17 protein-coding genes are annotated in these 16,269 nt (G+C 69.4%); 12 read left to right on the plus strand and 5 right to left on the minus strand.

Features of this window, described 5'->3' with window-relative positions; all coding sequences use genetic code 11:
* The first annotated feature begins 56 nt into the window (after positions 1 to 56).
* Positions 57 to 1,487: an MFS transporter gene (locus NTM_RS11785; protein WP_163766377.1), complete on the plus strand. Its 1,431-nt coding sequence runs from the start codon at positions 57 to 59 to the stop codon at positions 1,485 to 1,487.
* A complete protein-coding gene (locus tag NTM_RS11790; RefSeq protein WP_163766378.1) occupies positions 1,477 to 1,893 on the plus strand; it encodes a MarR family winged helix-turn-helix transcriptional regulator in 417 nt (138 codons plus the stop codon). Before NTM_RS11785 ends, NTM_RS11790 begins: the two co-directional genes overlap by 11 nt.
* Here NTM_RS11790 and NTM_RS11795 read toward each other — a convergent pair.
* Both NTM_RS11795 and NTM_RS28820 read right to left on the minus strand, forming a co-directional pair.
* Positions 1,890 to 3,449 carry a phytoene desaturase family protein gene (locus tag NTM_RS11795; RefSeq protein ID WP_163769457.1) on the minus strand — a complete coding sequence of 520 codons (1,560 nt, stop codon included), beginning with the start codon at positions 3,447 to 3,449 and terminating at the stop codon, positions 1,890 to 1,892. The genes NTM_RS11790 and NTM_RS11795 overlap by 4 nt on opposite strands.
* 8 nt (positions 3,450 to 3,457) lie before the next feature.
* Positions 3,458 to 4,093, minus strand: coding sequence for an Rv2240c family protein (locus tag NTM_RS28820; RefSeq protein WP_232079693.1), 636 nt, complete (start codon positions 4,091 to 4,093; stop codon positions 3,458 to 3,460).
* Positions 4,094 to 4,189: 96 nt separating this feature from the next.
* Between NTM_RS28820 and NTM_RS11805 the strand changes: the two genes are divergently transcribed.
* The 5 genes from NTM_RS11805 to NTM_RS11825 all read left to right on the plus strand — a co-directional run bounded on the left by NTM_RS11805 (position 4,190) and on the right by NTM_RS11825 (position 7,367).
* On the plus strand, positions 4,190 to 4,867 hold the full coding sequence (locus NTM_RS11805; protein ID WP_163766379.1) for an MspA family porin: 678 nt from the start codon (positions 4,190 to 4,192) through the stop codon (positions 4,865 to 4,867).
* 1 nt (position 4,868) lies between these two features.
* Positions 4,869 to 5,534, plus strand: coding sequence for an MspA family porin (locus NTM_RS11810; RefSeq protein ID WP_163766380.1), 666 nt, complete (start codon positions 4,869 to 4,871; stop codon positions 5,532 to 5,534).
* A gap of 64 nt (positions 5,535 to 5,598) precedes the next feature.
* Complete coding sequence (locus tag NTM_RS11815) at positions 5,599 to 6,039, plus strand: hypothetical protein (RefSeq protein WP_232079694.1); 441 nt, start codon at positions 5,599 to 5,601, stop codon at positions 6,037 to 6,039.
* Positions 6,040 to 6,047: 8 nt separating this feature from the next.
* Positions 6,048 to 7,040 carry a hypothetical protein gene (locus NTM_RS11820; protein ID WP_163766382.1) on the plus strand — a complete coding sequence of 331 codons (993 nt, stop codon included), beginning with the start codon at positions 6,048 to 6,050 and terminating at the stop codon, positions 7,038 to 7,040.
* Between the two features lie 42 nt (positions 7,041 to 7,082).
* Positions 7,083 to 7,367, plus strand: coding sequence for a hypothetical protein (locus NTM_RS11825; RefSeq protein WP_104862281.1), 285 nt, complete (start codon positions 7,083 to 7,085; stop codon positions 7,365 to 7,367).
* A gap of 3 nt (positions 7,368 to 7,370) precedes the next feature.
* Here NTM_RS11825 and NTM_RS11830 read toward each other — a convergent pair whose 3' ends face one another.
* Positions 7,371 to 7,619 carry a DUF2630 family protein gene (locus tag NTM_RS11830; protein ID WP_104862806.1) on the minus strand — a complete coding sequence of 83 codons (249 nt, stop codon included), beginning with the start codon at positions 7,617 to 7,619 and terminating at the stop codon, positions 7,371 to 7,373.
* Positions 7,620 to 7,671: 52 nt separating this feature from the next.
* Here NTM_RS11830 and NTM_RS11835 point away from each other — a divergent pair, with 52 nt between their 5' ends.
* Positions 7,672 to 8,034 (plus strand): FKBP-type peptidyl-prolyl cis-trans isomerase, encoded by a 363-nt coding sequence (locus NTM_RS11835; protein ID WP_083144571.1) that lies wholly within the window; start codon positions 7,672 to 7,674, stop codon positions 8,032 to 8,034.
* 73 nt (positions 8,035 to 8,107) lie between these two features.
* On the opposite strand, the gene NTM_RS11840 is transcribed toward NTM_RS11835, so the two are convergent.
* Both NTM_RS11840 and prrA read right to left on the minus strand, forming a co-directional pair.
* The gene (locus NTM_RS11840) at positions 8,108 to 9,448 is read right to left on the minus strand and encodes a HAMP domain-containing sensor histidine kinase (RefSeq protein ID WP_163766383.1); all 1,341 of its coding nucleotides are present in this window, start codon (positions 9,446 to 9,448) and stop codon (positions 8,108 to 8,110) included.
* Between the two features lie 8 nt (positions 9,449 to 9,456).
* A complete protein-coding gene (prrA, locus tag NTM_RS11845) occupies positions 9,457 to 10,158 on the minus strand; it encodes a two-component system response regulator PrrA (protein ID WP_083144573.1) in 702 nt (233 codons plus the stop codon).
* A 75-nt stretch (positions 10,159 to 10,233) separates the two neighbouring features.
* Between prrA and NTM_RS11850 the strand changes: the two genes are divergently transcribed.
* Genes NTM_RS11850 through NTM_RS11865 form a run of 4 tightly spaced genes read left to right on the plus strand, consistent with a single transcriptional unit; the run spans position 10,234 to position 16,180 of the window.
* Entirely contained in the window at positions 10,234 to 10,437 is a 204-nt protein-coding gene (locus tag NTM_RS11850) for a hypothetical protein (RefSeq protein ID WP_232079695.1), read from the plus strand.
* 52 nt (positions 10,438 to 10,489) lie between these two features.
* Positions 10,490 to 12,469 carry an ABC transporter ATP-binding protein gene (locus NTM_RS11855; RefSeq protein WP_163766384.1) on the plus strand — a complete coding sequence of 660 codons (1,980 nt, stop codon included), beginning with the start codon at positions 10,490 to 10,492 and terminating at the stop codon, positions 12,467 to 12,469.
* Positions 12,462 to 14,363 carry an ABC transporter ATP-binding protein gene (locus NTM_RS11860; RefSeq protein ID WP_104862278.1) on the plus strand — a complete coding sequence of 634 codons (1,902 nt, stop codon included), beginning with the start codon at positions 12,462 to 12,464 and terminating at the stop codon, positions 14,361 to 14,363. The genes NTM_RS11855 and NTM_RS11860 overlap by 8 nt, the downstream gene beginning before the upstream one ends.
* Entirely contained in the window at positions 14,360 to 16,180 is a 1,821-nt protein-coding gene (locus tag NTM_RS11865; protein WP_163766385.1) for an ABC transporter ATP-binding protein, read from the plus strand. The genes NTM_RS11860 and NTM_RS11865 overlap by 4 nt, the downstream gene beginning before the upstream one ends.
* Positions 16,181 to 16,269: the final 89 nt, after the last annotated feature.

Raw genomic sequence — 16,269 nt, forward strand, 5'->3', positions numbered from 1 at the left:
TGCCCGCCGTTCAGTTGTAGTTCCACAATAGTTGTGTGAATACAACTGTCGGTGCGATGACACCCAGGCGCAAGGCCGTCATCCTGGTCTCCTGCTGCCTGAGCCTGCTCATCGTGTCGATGGACGCGACCATCGTCAACGTCGCGATCCCGTCGATCCGCACCGACCTGTCGGCGTCGTCGGCCCAGATGCAGTGGGTCGTCGACATCTACACGTTGGTGCTCGCGTCGCTGCTGATGCTGTCCGGGGCCACGGGGGACCGGTTCGGCAGGCGGCGGGTGTTCCAGATCGGGCTCACGATCTTCGCGCTCGGCTCGCTCGCCTGCAGCCTGGCGCCCACCATCGACACGCTGATCGGCGCCCGCTTCCTGCAGGGTATCGGTGGCTCGATGCTCAATCCCGTTGCGCTGTCCATCATCTCGCAGATCTTCAGCAAGCCCGTCGAGCGGGCACGAGCGCTGGGCATCTGGGGTGGCGTCACCGGCATCTCGATGGCGGCGGGCCCGATCGTCGGCGGTCTGCTCATCGAGACCGTCGGCTGGCGGTCGGTGTTCTGGATCAACCTGCCGATCTGCGCCGCCGCGATCATCCTGACCGCGGTGTTCGTTCCCGAATCGAAGTCCGCGACGATGCGCAACGTCGACCCGATCGGACAGACGCTGGGCGTGCTGTTCCTGTTCGGCATCGTCTTCACCCTGATCGAGGGCCCGGCGCTGGGCTGGACGAACCCGCGAGTGCTCGGCATCGCCGCGGCGGCCGCGGTCGCGCTGGTGGCATTCCTGCGCTACGAGTCCCGGCGCCACGACCCGTTCCTGGACCTGCGGTTCTTCCGGTCCATCCCGTTCACCACCGCGACGGTCAACGCGATCAGTGCGTTCGCCGCATGGGGCGCGTTCCTGTTCATGATGTCGCTGTACCTGCAGGGTGAGCGGGGTTTCTCCGCGATGCACACCGGGCTGATCTACCTGCCGATCGCGATCGGCGCGCTGGTCTTCTCGCCGCTGTCGGGACGCCTGGTCGGGCGCTACGGTGCCCGCCCCTCCCTGGTCACCGCGGGCCTGATGATCACCGCGGCGGCAGTGATGCTGACGTTCCTGACCGCGACGACGCCGGTGTGGTGGCTGCTGGTGGTGTTCGCCGTCTTCGGTATCGGGTTCTCGATGGTCAACGCGCCGATCACGAACGCCGCCGTGAGTGGGATGCCGCTCGACCGGGCGGGTGCCGCGTCGGCGGTGACGTCGACCAGCCGCCAGGTCGGTGTCAGCATCGGGGTGGCGCTGTGCGGTTCGGTGGCCGGTCCGGCGATGGCCGGCGTCGCCACCGACTTCGCGACCGCGGCAAGGCCGTTGTGGTTCATGTGCATCGGCCTGGGCCTGTTGATCCTCGGGCTCGGGCTGTTCTCGACGTCGCAGCGCGCGATGCGTTCGGCCGAGCGGCTCGCCCCGCTGGTCGCCGGAACCCCGGTCGGAGGTGCCCATGTCCGGTGAATCCCTGGCCGACGAGGTCTGGCGGGACCTGGCCGCATTCGTCCACGATCACCGCGACAGCTGGAAGAAGGCGGTGGTGGAACGTACGGGACTGCCGTTCAGCAGGGTGCGGATCCTGATGCGGCTGAGCCGCGCACCGATGACGGTCAAGCAGATCGCGGCCGCGGCCACGGTCGACGCGCCGGCGGCCACCGTCGCGGTCAACGATCTCGAAGATCGCGGGCTGGTGGTGCGTCGGGTCGATCCGTCGAACCGCCGCTGCAAGACGGTGTCGCTGACCGACGCCGGCCGCGCGATGGTCCGCGAGATCGACGCGGTCCACGATCCGGCGCCGGTCGGGGTGGCCGACCTGGCACCCGACGAGCTGGCCGTCTTGCGGCGGCTCGTCGACCGGTTGAAGGGCTAGCGGCCCAGCACGGCCATCGCCGCGTTGTGCCCGCCGATCCCCGACACCGCACCGCCACGGCGAGAACCTGAGCCGCACAACAACACCCGGTCGTGCGCGGTGGCGACGCCCCAGCGCTGGGCGGGCGTCTGCAGCGGTTCGTCGTCCTCGGCGAAGGGCCAGTCCAGCGCGCCGTGGAAAATGTTGCCTCCGGTCATTCCCAGTGTGTCCTGCAGATCGGCCGTCGTCTTGGCTTCGATGCACGGCCGGCCGGCGGCGTCGGTCAGTATCACGTCTTGAACAGGTTCGGCCAGAACAGAATTGAGTGAGTCCAGCACCGCGGCGGTCAGGATGTGGCGAATCTGGTCCGGCGGCGTGCCCACCGTCAGCGTGTGCGGGGTGTGCAGGCCGAACACCGTCAGGGTGTGTGCCCCGCCCTCGCGCAGGGTCGGCGACAGGATGGACGGGTCGGCCAGTGAGTGGCAGTAGATCTCGCACGGCAGCGGCTCGGGCACCGATCCGCCGACCGCCTGCCGGTAGGCGTTCGCGAGCTGGCTGTAGTTCTCGTTGATGTGGAATGTTCCGCCGAAAGCCTGTTCCGCGGTGACACTTTGATCGCGCAGCCGGGGCAGACGCCGCAGCATCAGGTTCACCTTGATCTGTGACCCCGGTGCGATGTCGGGTTCGTCCTCGCCGAGCAGACGTGCCAGCACGGCCGGGGTGACATTGGCCAGCACCCGCTCGGCGGCGACTCGATGGTCGCCGTCGCCGTCGCGGTAACTCACCTCGCCGTCCGGGGTGATCGCGTAAACGTCTGCGCCGGTGCGGATCTGCGCACCGAAGCGCGTCGCGGCCGCCGCGAGCGCGCCGGTGACCGCGCCCATACCGCCGATCGGCACGTCCCATTCGCCGGTGCCCCCGCCGATCAGGTGGTACAGGAAGCACCGGTTCTGGATCAGCGTGTCGTCGTCGAGCCCGGCGAACGTGCCGATCAGCGCGTCGGTCGCCATCACGCCGCGGACCAGGTCGCTGGACACCGCCGCGGTGATGGCCTCGCCGACGGGCTGATCGATCACGTCGTGCCAGGCCCGCTGCGCCTCCGGTCCGCCGTCGGCCGCCACCGCGGTGCGCAACTCCGATCGTGTGCGCAGTGGCTCGGTCAACGTCGGCCACATCCGTGCGGTGACGGTCGCGCAGCGGCGGTAGAACTCGGTGAACCCGGCCTCGTCGGCGGCGGCACCCACGGCGCCGAATGTCGAGGACGGTCCGACCAGCAGGCCGGTGCGCCCGCCGGTGGCGGGGTCGGGCGTGTAGGACGAATACCGCCGGCGGGCCAGCCGGACCTGCGCGCCGAGGTCGTCGACGATGCGCGGCGGCAGCAGGCTGACCAGATACGAGTAGCGGGACAGCCGCGCGTCGACGCCGTCGAACGGATGCGCCGACACCGCCGCACCTCCGACCTGGGCGAGGCGTTCGAGCACCAGGACGCGCCGGCCTGCCTGGGCCAGATAGCCGGCCGCGACCAGGCCGTTGTGCCCGCCTCCGACGATGACGGCATCCCAGTGCGAGGTCTCCATGAAGCCCTTCACGCCTTGGTGCCCGCCCGTGCGCAGGCCATCTGCGCTGCTTCGGTGTGGCTGTTCAATTCGGTTGCGGCGTTGTTGAACCGGTCGACGTCGACGCGCAGACCCATCAGCAGAAGCAGCTTCACCGCGCCCATCGACCACGTCCGCATCGGCGCGGCGACATCGGGCTGCAGCCCGGGCACCCGCGACGCTTCCACTGCCAGAGACGCAGCCTCACGCAACCCGGCACGCCCGTAGGCGTTGTTCTGCGCGACGATCGGGTCGAGATAGTCGGGGTTCTTCTCTCCGATTGCGAGCACGTTGGCGAACTCGCCGTAGCTCAGCGCGGCGGTGTCGAGCGCCCGGGCGAACTGCCGGCACGCGGCGACGGCCTCCGGCGCGGCGTCGACCGGCTCGGGCGGCATCGCGTCGACGGGGGCGGCCGGAAGGGCGGCGACATCGTCGGGTGCCGGGGGTGGCGGGGCGGGCTGGGCTACCCCGACGGGAACCCAGGTCAGCGCCACGACGCACGCCACCGTGCTCGCGGCCAGGATTCGCACCGTCGACGTGATGGCGAACCTCCCCAGATGCGGTGTGGGCCGGGCATTTCGCTCGCGTTTGCGAGCCGAAGCCCTGACCGGCAACGCCGCGTGCATTAAAGTCACTCCGTACAGTCCCCGGGCGTTTGCTGTCGAGAAACCCCGGGGCTCGATCATTCTAGCGATGTCGATTCTGGGGGAAGGCACTCCTGCATGCGTTTTCGGGCCGTTGCGGCGACCTGCTCGGTGCTGGTCGCAGTGCTGGGGGTGACCCCACCGGCGGTGGCCCAGCCGGTGCCGCCGCCGGATCCCGTGGCGCCGGCCTCCGAATCTCTTCCGCTGTCACCCGACGTCGTCGCCTCCGCGCCGTCGGGCCGTCTGACGACCCCGGACGGCTGGGAGTTGACGGTCGGAGCCAAGGACGAGACCCAGGTCGCAGTGGCGCCGCTGACCACGGCGCTGACGTCGCGTGAGTACGTCGTCGGCGGCACGTTCACCGCAACGGTGACCGGGACGGGTGCGACGAAGCTCAGCGGGGGTTCGCTGGTCGTCGGCTACCGGATCGGGTGCGGCATCGTCGGTGGTCCGGTGGAGGTGTTCGCCACCACCGGGGCGACCCCGCGGTTCGGTATCGACGCGGTGCTGGGCGAGGTGATCGTCCCGTTCAACAACCAGATCAAAATCAACCTGCGGCCCGGAACCGTGACGTTGGTTCCGGTGGGGGAGAAACAGTTCAAAGGCTCCGACGCCCGGGTGACGGTCACCGGGTTCCGGATCAAGACCGACGGGTGCGTCGGGCAGTCGTTCATCCAGTCGTACGCGACGCTGACCGTGAACACCACGGACACCTCGGACATCGTCACGTACGCCGGCCAGGTCAAGGTGGTCTGACGTGAGGACGGCACAGGTGTGGGGCGCGCTGGCGACGGCGGCTCTGCTGTGGGCGCCGATACCGGTCACGTCCGCGCAGCCCGCCGACCCGGAGGTGCAACCGGTGGCCGAACTCGCCCCGCCGCCCGACGGCGCGGTGCCGTCCGGTCCGCCCGGCACGGTCGTGACACCGGACGGTTGGGAACTGTCTGTATCGGCTCGCGACGAAACCCAGATCGCGGTCGCACCGCTGACCACCGCGCTGTCGTCGCGCGAGTACCTGGTGGCCGCGACGTTCGAGGGCAGCGTGTCCGGTGACGGCAGCATCCCGACGACCGGCGGAACGCTGGAGGTCGGCTACCAGATCGGTTGCGGCATCACCCTCAACGTCGTCAAGCTCAACGGCTCCGCGGGGATCACGGCGCGACTGCACCCGCTCACCAGCTCGGTCGACTTCCCGGTGACCGCGCAGATCGAGGTGTTCCCGCAGCCGGGTGAGGTCACCACCGTCCAGCTGACCCAGAAGTCGTTCGAGGGCACCCGCCCCCGGGTCACGGTCAAGGACGTCCGCATCAAGGTCGACGGCTGCGTCGGACAGTCGTTCCTGCGGTCGTACGCGGTGCTGACCAGCTCCACCGACGCGGCCGACGACATCGTCGCCTACTACGGCGTCACGAAGGCGGTCTGAGATGCGTTGGCGTGCGGCGGTATCTGTCGGGATGCTGGGTGCCGGCCTGATGCTCGCCCCTTGCGTGGGTGCGCAGCCGGCACCGGCGCCGGCACCGCCGCCTGCCGATCCGCGGTTCCCGCTGGCGCAGAGCGATGCGCCCGCCCAGATCGCGGGCGGACTGCCCGCGCTGCCCGACCTGTCCGGGCAGACCCCGAACGAGTTCCTGCTCGGTCAGCACGCCGCGCCCGCGCCGCCGGGCCAGGCGCCGGTCGCACCGATCAACCTGAACCCGTTCAACAACACCTATCTGCTGCCGCAGCACCTCGTGCCGTCGGCGCCCGGGCAGGGCGAACTCTTCGGTATCCCGCCCGGTCAGGAACTCGCCGATGCAAATGGGATGGAATTCCTGAAGCGGCTCTACGACACTTATCGGGCGGGCGGTCTCGAGGGTGGGCTGCTCGGCCAACGGGGGCTGGACTCATTGAACAAGCCGCTGCCCGTCGAACCACCACCGCACCCGTGAGGACTGGGATGAAGATCAACAGGTTGGGGCGTTCGTCGGTGGCCGCGGTGTCGGCGGTGTGCCTGGTGGTCCCGGCGGTGACGTTCGAGGTGGCGCCGAGGGCGGCAGAGGCCGTCACCGAGCACGTCGTACCGGCGTTGGCCTCGCTCGTCGCGCCGCGGGACCAGTTCACGGTCGCACCGTTTCCCGGCTCGGGCATCTCGGATCTCGGCGGCACACCGGCGCCGAAGGTGGTCGTCGAACCCGTGCCCGCGGCGTCGGTGGACGGCTCATCGCGACCCGTGCTGGAGCCGTACGTCCTGGTGCAGGAGACCGGTGTCGAACTCGTCGACCCCCGCAGCGGCCACCGGGCCTCGGCCGCGGCGCTGACGCCGGCGGATTTCCTCAACGCGATGACCGCGGCGGGTTACCTGGTGGTGGCGGTGCCGTCGCTGTTCGTGACGATCCCGTTCCAGCTTCTCACCGGGCAGAGAGCGGCGATCACGAAGTCACTCAACCAGATCATCCAGGCCGCCAACGCGATACTGAAACTGGTCAACAAACAGATTCCGCCGATTCCGGTGCCGCCGACCCCTCAGACCGCAGGATTGGCGTCAGGGCCGGCAGCTCTCGATGAGGTACCGGACCGTGAGCCGGTCGGCCAGAACGAATCCGATAGCGGTGACCAACCCGACCGTGGTATCGACCGCGCGGAGGCGCCCGCGCCTGGCGGGGCGGCAGCGGCATCCTCCGGGGAGGCCGGACGCGTCCCCGTGCAGCCGGGACCTGCGGCCGAATCGGACGACAGCGACGACGCGGCCGCGGATGAGCAGGACGTCGCCGAGGACCGCGATTCGGCCGAGGATCGTGATGTGGCGGAGTCGGCGCCCGTGACGAAGGACGGCGACAGCGACGGCGACACCGAGACCGACCGTGACGACGATGCCGGGCGCACGCCCGGCAAGCCGGCCACCGACCGCGAATCGGCGAAAGCCGGGACATCCGGCTCGCCCGGCGAGTGATATGTGAGGGTGAGAAGAACCGTTCGCTCGGAGAGGAGCGCCATGGCGCGCATATGGGCGGCCGCCGCGGCCGCCACAGGCATGATCACCGCAGTCGCCGTCGCACCGATCGCGGTCGCGCAGCCGTCACTGCCGCAGGCCGGAAACGAGACCCCGGGCGCGACGATCAGGCAGCTGACCCAGGCCGGCTACGACGTCGAGGTCAACTGGGTCGCCGGGGAACCGTCGAACATCCCGCTGTCGCAGTGCACCGTCACCCGCATCGACACGTCGGCGCCGCCGACGGCCTGGGTCTCGGTCAACTGCCCGCCGGACGGTTCGCAGTAGCCCTCAGTTGAGGTAGCCCTCGACCTCGCCCTCAGGCCGCACCGACGCGCTGTCGGGATCGCCGCCGCTGTCGCGCAGCGCGCGGCGCTGACGCAGCAGATCCCAGCACTGGTCGAGTTGCGTCTCGACCGATTTGAGCCGGGCGTGTTCCTCGCTCGCGTCGATCTCGCGGTGCTGCAACCGGTCGCGCAGTTCACGCTCCTCGGCGACGAGCTCGTTGACGTATTTCAGGATGTCTTGGTCACTGGCCACCATCCCAGTGTGCAGTGCTTTCCAGGACCCGGCTGCGGTCTAGGGTGAGCGAATGGCTACCAAACCAGAGATCGAGTTCCCCGACGGCCCGGCACCCACCGAGTTGGTGATCGAAGACCTCGTCGTCGGCGACGGTGCGGAAGCCGTGCCGGGTGCCAACGTCGAGGTGCACTATGTCGGCGTCGAATACGACACCGGCGAGGAGTTCGACAGCTCGTGGAACCGGGGCGAATCCATCGAGTTCCCGCTGCGCGGACTCATCCAGGGATGGCAGGACGGCATCCCCGGGATGAAGGTCGGCGGCCGCCGGAAGCTGACGATCCCGCCGGAGCAGGCCTACGGACCCGCGGGCGGCGGGCACCGGCTGTCCGGAAAGACGCTGATCTTCGTCATCGACCTGCTCGGCACCCGCTGACCGGACCCGCGAAATTGCATTCCGGCAGGGCCTCACTCGCAATAGTTCTGCCGGGACGCAGTTTCGGGGGCAGCTAGCTCGGCGGCGGCAGGCACAGCAGCAGCCGCGCGCCGCCGAGCGGGCTGGCCTGCAACGAGGCGGTGCCGCCGTGCAATTCGGCCTGCTGGGCGACCAGCGCCAGGCCGAGGCCGGACCCGGAGTGCGATGCCGTCGACCCGCGCGAGAATCTTTCGAACACCACGCGGCGTTCCTCTTCGGGCACACCGATCCCGTCGTCGTCGATCGCGATCTCGACGCCGTCCCTGGAGCTGACCGCCGACAGCTGCACCCGGGTGGCGCCACCGTGTTTGACCGCGTTGGCGATCGCGTTGTCCACCGCCAACCGCAACCCGGTCGGCAGCCCGACGATGATGACCGTCGGCGCGGGCACCAGTGACACCTCGAGATCGGGGTAGACGCGCATCGCGTCGTGCGCGGCGCGGTCGAGCAGCTCGGTGATGTCGACAGGGACATGGTCGTCCTCGGTGGACAACTCACCCTGGGCCAGCCGCTCCAGCGCGCCGAGGGTCGCCTCGATCCGCGACTGGGTGCGGATCACGTCGCCGAGCACTTCCTGGCGGCCGTCCTCGGTGAGTTCCAGCGTCGCGAGCACCTCGAGGTTGGTGCGCATCGCGGTCAGCGGGGTGCGCAGCTCGTGTGCCGACACCGACGCGAAGTCGCGCGCCGACGTCAGCGCCGCCTTGGTGCGGTCCTGCTCCCGCCACACACGCTGCACCAGTCCCTTGATCGCCTCGGCGATCTCGACGGCCTCGGTGGCCCCGCGGACGTCGATGTCGGGATCCTCGTCGCCCGCGTCGATCGCGCTGGTCTGCCGGGCCAGCTGCTTGAACGGACGCACAGCGAACGCGGCCAGCACCCATCCGCTGACAGCCGCGGCGCCGATCGCGAGTGTGCAGATGATCAGCACCCGACGATGCAGGTTGTTGATGTCGGCGATGGTCGCGTCGTAGGTGGCGCCGACGGCCAGCGACATCGGTTGCGGTCCCGCCAGCGCCACCGTGCGTACCCGGTACCGCACCCCGTCGACATAGGTGTCGGCGTAGCCGGGCTCGAGTTCGGGCAGGACCACTTCCGAATTGGACGCCGTCTGGCCGTCGCGGCGCACGGTGATCACGACGTCCTGGTCGTTGGGTGACGGCGGGATCTGGTCGAGGCCGCGCGGCAGGAACGGGACGACGAAGCCGGCGGCCTCGTCGAGGCGACGGTCCAGCCGTTCGTTCCACGCGTCGGTGATGCCGAACCACACCACCGCCCCGGCGATGACGACGACGATCGCGCCGGCGATCGCGCTGGTGAACGCGACCCGCTGCCGCAGCGACGGGGTGCGCCGGAAGAACCGCGACAGCGCGACCACGCGGCTGCCTACTGCTGCCGCAGGACGAATCCCACGCCGCGGACCGTGTGCAGCAGCCGCGGCGCACCGTTGGCCTCCAGCTTGCGCCGCAGATACCCGATGAACACGTCGACGACGTTGGTGTCGGCGGCGAAGTCGTAACCCCACACCAGCTCGAGCAGCTGTGCGCGTGAGAGCACCGCGGTCTTGTGTTCGGCCAGCACGGCGAGCAGGTCGAACTCGCGCTTGGTCAGGTCGACGTCGACGCCGTCGACGCGGGCGCGCCGGCCCGGGATGTCGACCTCCAGCGGTCCGACGGTGATGGTCTCCGACGAGAACGTCGCGGTCGACCCGCGCCGCCGCAGCAGCGCCTTGACCCGCGCGACCAGCTCGGCCAGCACGAACGGTTTGACCAGGTAGTCGTCGGCGCCTGCCTCCAGCCCGGCGACCCGGTCGTCGACCGAGGACCGCGCCGAGAGCACGCAGACCGGTACGTCGTTGTCCATCGCCCGCAGCGCGGTCACCACCGACACCCCGTCGAGGACCGGCATGTTGATGTCGAGGACGATCGCGTCCGGCCGGGTTTCGGTGGCGCTGCGCAGCGCCTCCGCACCGTCGACGGCGGTGAAGACGTCGAAGCCGGACAGTCGCAGGCCGCGCTCGAGCGAGGCGAGGACGTCGGGATCGTCGTCGACCACGAGAACCCGGGGTGAGCCCGAACCACTGTCCATGGACGCAATCTTGCCCGATGAATCGACGCCCTCGTGGGAGGCGGTGCCCGCGGATTGCGGGGAACTGATTGGCGAATGCGCCATTCGGCCCTCGACGTTTGCTCAACACTGATCTTCAACCTGTTCATCGGGATCGTCCTCAACGCGATGGAGGAGGCGCGGATCAGGGATCGTGAAGAGCACGAGACCCGCGATCTGCTCGCCCGCCTGCGCGGTGCGCGAGAGGCGTTGGAGGACGCCGAACGGGAACTGCAGAAAGCGCCGCGCACGATCACCTGACCAGCTGGGAAGCCGTTGACCTCAATGTTTGTTGAGGTTCTACGGTGATTACATGAGCTTGGAAACGGTTGCCCGGCAGAGCCTCTACCGGCAGACCCATGCGCGCTCCGGTGACCTGCACGCGCTGACCGATCGTCGGCTGCTGCGCCGTATCTGGCGGTTCGCGGCACGCCATCACCGCCGGCTGAGGGTGTTCCTCGCGGTCAGTGTGGCGGGTGCGGTGCTCACGGTGGCGACCCCGCTGCTGGCGGGCCGCGTCGTCGACGAGATCACCGGCGCGGGCAGCGCAAGCGTCGTCGTGCTGCTCGCCGCGGTCATCGCCGCGGTCGCCCTGGCCGAGGCCGCGGTGGCGCTGCTGACGCGGTGGCTGTCGGCGACGATCGGTGAGGGTCTGATCCTGGATCTGCGCACCGCGGTCTTCGACCATGTGCAGCGGATGCCGGTCGCGTTCTTCACCCGCACCCGCACCGGTGCGCTGGTCAGCCGGCTCGGCAACGACGTGATGGGTGCGCAACGCGCGTTCTCCGACACGCTGTCCGGCGTCGTGTCGAACATCGTCACGCTGACGTTGACGCTGGCGGTGATGCTGAGCATCTCGTGGCAGATCACCGTCGCGTCGCTCGCCGTGCTTCCCCTGTTCCTGATCCCGGCGCGGCGAATCGGGTCGGCGATGGCCCGGCTGTCCCGGGAGGCCGCCGCGCACAACGCCACGATGAACACCCAGATGACGGAGCGCTTCTCGGCGCCCGGGGCGACGCTGGTGAAGCTGTTCGGTGACCCCGCCGCGGAGTCCCGCGAGTTCGGGCTGCGCGCCGGGCGGGTGCGCGACATCGGGGTGCGCACCGCAATGCTGCAGTCGACCTTCATGAACTCGCTGACGCTGATGTCCGCACTGGCGCTGGCGCTGGTGTACGGGCTGGGCGGCGCGCTGGCGATCGGCGGGCACCTGCAGGCCGGCGCGATCGTGTCGCTGGCGCTGCTGCTGACCCGGTTGTACGCGCCGTTGACGGCGCTGGCCAACGCGCGGGTCGAGATCGCGACGGCGCTCGTCAGCTTCGAGCGGGTCTTCGAGGTCCTCGACCTCGTGCCGCTGATCCGGGAACGGCCCGGCGCCGTCGAGGTGCCGCGCGGCCCGGACGGGGATGGCGTCGCCGTCGAATTCGATGACGTGCACTTCTCCTATCCCGCCGCCGACCGGGTGTCGCTCGCCTCGCTGGAAGAGGTCGCCGAACTCGACGACCGCGGCGGCGAGGAGGTGCTGCACGGCATCTCGTTCACCGCCGAGCCCGGACAGGTGGTCGCGCTGGTCGGGCCGTCGGGCGCGGGGAAGTCGACGATCGCGGCGCTGCTGGCGCGCCTGTATGACGTTCAGTCCGGTGCCATCCGGCTCAACGGCACAGACGTCCGCGACCTGACGTTCGCGTCGTTGAAGGCGACCGTCGGAATGGTCACCCAGGACGGCCACCTGTTCCACGAGTCGATCCGGTCGAACCTGCTGCTGGCGGCCCCGGATGCGACCGATGACGAAATCTGGGAGGCGCTGCGCCGGGCCCGGCTGGACGACGTCGTCGCCGCGATGCCCGACGGGCTGGACACTGTGGTCGGTGAGCGCGGCTACCGCCTCTCCGGTGGGCAGCGGCAGCGGCTCACCATCGCGCGGGTGCTGTTGGCCGCCCCGCAGGTGGTCATCCTCGACGAGGCGACCGCATCGCTGGACTCCGAGTCCGAGGCCGCGGTGCAGCAGGCCCTCGCCGAGGCGCTGGCCGGGCGGACATCGCTGGTGATCGCCCACCGGCTCTCGACCGTGCGGGCCGCCGACGTGATCCTGGTGGTCGAGGACGGCCGCATCGTCGAGCGCGGCAGTCACGACGACCTGCTCGCGCGCGGCGGCCGCTATGCCGATCTGTACCGCACCCAGTTCGGCCGCACCGCCCGGCGCACCGGCCCGCATCCGAGTTTCTGCGCCAGGAGCGCGTTGTCGGCAGGCGAGTTAACCGCTTGCGGGCAATGGGAAGATGTTCTAAGTGGCTGACTCCCGAACCGACACCTTGCACGCGACGCCCGCGATCGGGCCGCCGCCGGCCGAGGTGAAGCCCAGCTCGGATCTGTGGCGAATGCTGCCGTACCTGTTGCCCTACCGCGGCCGCTGGATCGCGATGATCGTGATCGCGCTCGCGAGCCTGGCCGCCACGATCTCGATCCCGTTGATGACCAAGGCGGTGATCGACGGTCCGGTGCGCCACCAGGACGAGCAGGGTCTGTGGCTGCTCGGCGCCGCGGCGGTCGGGATCGGGATCACCGAGGCCGTGCTGTGGTTCATCCGGCGCTGGCTGGCCGCCCGCGCGACGATGGGTGTCGAGGCCGACATCCGCAACCAGCTCTACGCGCGGCTGCAGATCCTGCCGATGTCCTTCCACGGCCGGTGGCAGTCCGGGCAGCTGTTGTCGCGGATCATGAACGACCTGAGCACGATTCGGCGCTTCATGTCGTTCGGCCTGATCTTCTTGATGCTCAACGTCCTGCAGATCACCGTGGTCACCGCGATCCTGCTGGCGATGTACTGGCCGCTCGGGGTGGTCGTGCTGATCTCGATCGTGCCGATCACGCTGACGGTGCTGCACTTCCAGCAGGAGTATACCCGGCTGTCGCGGCTGGCGCAGGATCAGGCCGGCCACGTCGCCACGCACGTCGAGGAGTCCGCGCTCGGGCTGCGCGTGGTGAAGTCGTTCGGCCGGGAGGACTACGTCTACGAGCGGTTCGACGAGCAGCTGACCGACCTGTACGACACCCAGGTCGCCCGCGTGTCGGTGTCGGCGAAGTTCTGGACGCTGCTGGAGGTGATCCCGAACCTGACGCTGATCGTGGTGCTCGGATTCGGCGCGTACGCCGCCGGACACGGTCAGGTCACCATGGGCACGCTGGTCGCGTTCATCACGATGATGCTGTCGCTGGTGTGGCCGATCGCGTCGCTGGGTTTCCTGCTGTCGATGACCCAGGAGTCGTTCACCGCGGCCAACCGGATCGCCGAGATCTTCGACGCGCCACGGGAGATCACCGACGGCCCGCGCGACCGGACCCCCGAGGGCGGGCGGCTGGAGCTCGTCGACGTCGGGTTCAAGTTCCCCGACGCCGGGGACTGGGCTCTGCGTCACCTCACCGTCACCGTGGAACCGGGGGAGACGCTGGCGTTGGTCGGTGCGACCGGTTCGGGCAAGTCCGTTCTGGTCGGGTTGTTGTCACGGCTCTACGACGTCACCGAGGGTGAGATCCGCATCGACGGCCGGGACATTCGTGAACTGTCGTTGTCGGCGCTGCGCCGGGCGGTGGCCACCGCGTTCGAGGACCCCACGCTGTTCTCGATGTCGGTCGAGGAGAACCTGAAACTCGGCCGCCCGGACGCGACGGACGACGAGGTGCGCCAGGCCGTCGAGATCGCCGCCGCACAGTTCGTCTACGACCTGCCGTTCGGGTTGGACACCCGGATCGGTGAGCAGGGGATGAGCCTGTCCGGCGGTCAGCGCCAACGGCTTTCGCTGGCCCGGGCGATCCTGGCCCAGCCCAGGATCCTGGTGCTCGACGACACGCTCTCGGCGCTCGATGTGCACACCGAGGCGGTCGTCGAGGAGGCGCTGCGGCGCATTCTGCACGAGGTCACCGGGATCGTCGTCGCCCACCGCGCGTCGACGGTGCTGCTGGCCGACCGGGTCGCGCTGCTGCAGAACGGCACCGTCACCCACGTCGGCACCCACGCGCAGCTGCTCGCCGAGGTCCCCGAATACCGGTACCTGCTGGCCGCCGACGACGAGCTCGACGACGGCAGCGAGCGCGAATGTGATTGGGAGAGCGACGAAGAACGGGCCCGGCTGGATCGCGAGGTGCTCGAGGGCGACGTGCGGGAGCGAGAGATGCTGGAGCGCCGGTCATGAGTGGAGGTACCGACTGGCGCGGCAAGTTCGACGAGAGCGCGGACCTGCCGATCGACGAGAGCGTGCCGAGGCGGCGGGAGGCCCGTGCGCTGCTCGGCTCGCTGCTGCGGCCGTACCGCTGGGTGCTGGTGGTGCTCGCCGTCGTCGTCGTGGTGGAGAACCTGGCCCGGCTGTCGGTTCCGATCCTGGTGCAGAAGGGAATCGACGACGGCATCCCACCGCTGCTGGAGGGCGGGTCGGCGGCCACGCTGCTGACGATCGTCGCAGCGCTGTGCGGGGTCGTCGTGGTGCAGGCCTGCGGCCGGATGTACTTCCTGCGCCGGTCCGGCCGGATCGGGCAGAAGGTTCTGCTCGAACTGCGGCGGCGGGTGTTCCGGCATTTCGGCCGGCTGGACCTCGCCTTTCACGACCGCTACACGTCCGGCCGGGTGGTCAGCCGGTCCACCAACGACGTCGAAGCGATCCAGGACATGCTGGAGACGGGCTTCGACAGCCTGATCACCGCGGTGCTGACGATGGTGGGCACCGCGGTGCTGTTGGTGGTGCTCGACGCGAAGCTGGGCTTGATGTGCCTGGCCGCGTTTCCGGTTCTGGTGCTGCTGATCTGGTGGTTTCACCGGGAGTCGTCGAAAACCTACCGCGAGGTCCGCGAGATCTCGGCGTTGGTGATCGTCCAGTTCGTCGAGACGATGACGGGCATCAAGGCCGTCCAGGCCTACCGCCGCGAGCCCCGCAATCAGGAGATCTTCGAAGACGTCGCCGACCGCTACCGGGTGATCAACGAGCGCACCTTCCAGCTGCTGGCGGTGTTCATGCCGGGGGTGAAGCTGGTCGGCAACCTGACCACCGGAGTCGTGTTGCTCTACGGCGGATTGCGGGTGCTCAACGGGGAGATGACGATCGGGACCCTGGCGGCGTTCCTGCTGTATCTGCGGATGTTCTTCGAACCCATGCAGGAGATCTCCCAGTTCTTCAACACCTTCCAGTCCGCGTCCTCGGCGCTGGAGAAGCTCGCGGGCGTGCTCGCCGAGAAACCCGGCATCGGTGATCCGGCCGAACCGGCCGACATCACCGACGTGCGTGGCGAGATCGCGCTGCGCGACGTGGAATTCGAGTACGTGCCCGGCAGGCCGGTGCTGCCCGGGCTCGATCTGGTGATCCCCGCGGGCCAGACGGTCGCGCTGGTCGGCACCACCGGTGCGGGCAAGACCACGATCGCGAAGCTGATCACCCGGTTCTACGACCCGGGCTCGGGTTCGGTGACCCTCGACGGCACCGACCTGAAGGACATCGCGCAGGCCGAACTGCGCCGTCACGTCGTGATGGTCACGCAGGAGAACTTCATGTTCGGCGGCACCATCGCCGACAACATCAGGTTCGGCCGCCCCGACGCCACCGATGCGCAGGTGCGCGGGGCTGCCGAGGCGGTGGGTGCGCACACGTTCATCGAAGCACTGCCCGACGGTTACGACACCGACGTCGCCAAGCGCGGCGGACGGCTGTCGGCGGGTCAGCGGCAGCTCGTCGCGTTCGCGCGGGCGTTCCTCGCCGATCCGGCGGTGCTGATCCTCGACGAGGCGACCTCGTCACTGGACATTCCCAGTGAGCGCCTGGTGCAGCGGGCGCTGGAGACCGTGCTGGCCGACCGGACCGCGGTGGTGATCGCCCACCGGCTCTCGACGGTGCAGATCGCCGACCGGGTGCTGGTGCTCGAGCACGGCCGCATCATCGAGGACGGCCCTCCCGACGAGCTGATCTCGCGCGAGGGCGGCCACTACGCGGCGCTGCACCGCTCCTGGGTCCAGTCCCTGGCCTAGCACCCCGCTCTCTGCGCCCCGCCCGTTCGCGAGAGTGCCCTCACGGTCGTGAAATCCGCGTAGGCACTACCGTGAGCGCACTCTCGCGA

The organism is Mycolicibacterium parafortuitum, from assembly GCF_010725485.1.
Classification (GTDB): Bacteria; Actinomycetota; Actinomycetes; order Mycobacteriales; family Mycobacteriaceae; genus Mycobacterium.

Coding starts and splice junctions, on each gene's coding strand:
- NTM_RS11795 (WP_163769457.1), bottom strand. CDS start 3,449: ATGGAGACCTCGCACTGGGATGCCGTCATCGTCGGAGGCGGGCACAAC.
- NTM_RS11855 (WP_163766384.1), top strand. CDS start 10,490: ATGAGCTTGGAAACGGTTGCCCGGCAGAGCCTCTACCGGCAGACCCAT.
- NTM_RS11865 (WP_163766385.1), top strand. CDS start 14,360: ATGAGTGGAGGTACCGACTGGCGCGGCAAGTTCGACGAGAGCGCGGAC.
- NTM_RS28820 (WP_232079693.1), bottom strand. CDS start 4,093: ATGCACGCGGCGTTGCCGGTCAGGGCTTCGGCTCGCAAACGCGAGCGA.
- NTM_RS11805 (WP_163766379.1), top strand. CDS start 4,190: ATGCGTTTTCGGGCCGTTGCGGCGACCTGCTCGGTGCTGGTCGCAGTG.
- NTM_RS11825 (WP_104862281.1), top strand. CDS start 7,083: ATGGCGCGCATATGGGCGGCCGCCGCGGCCGCCACAGGCATGATCACC.
- prrA (WP_083144573.1), bottom strand. CDS start 10,158: ATGGACAGTGGTTCGGGCTCACCCCGGGTTCTCGTGGTCGACGACGAT.
- NTM_RS11835 (WP_083144571.1), top strand. CDS start 7,672: ATGGCTACCAAACCAGAGATCGAGTTCCCCGACGGCCCGGCACCCACC.
- NTM_RS11785 (WP_163766377.1), top strand. CDS start 57: ATGACACCCAGGCGCAAGGCCGTCATCCTGGTCTCCTGCTGCCTGAGC.
- NTM_RS11820 (WP_163766382.1), top strand. CDS start 6,048: ATGAAGATCAACAGGTTGGGGCGTTCGTCGGTGGCCGCGGTGTCGGCG.
- NTM_RS11850 (WP_232079695.1), top strand. CDS start 10,234: ATGCGCCATTCGGCCCTCGACGTTTGCTCAACACTGATCTTCAACCTG.
- NTM_RS11790 (WP_163766378.1), top strand. CDS start 1,477: ATGTCCGGTGAATCCCTGGCCGACGAGGTCTGGCGGGACCTGGCCGCA.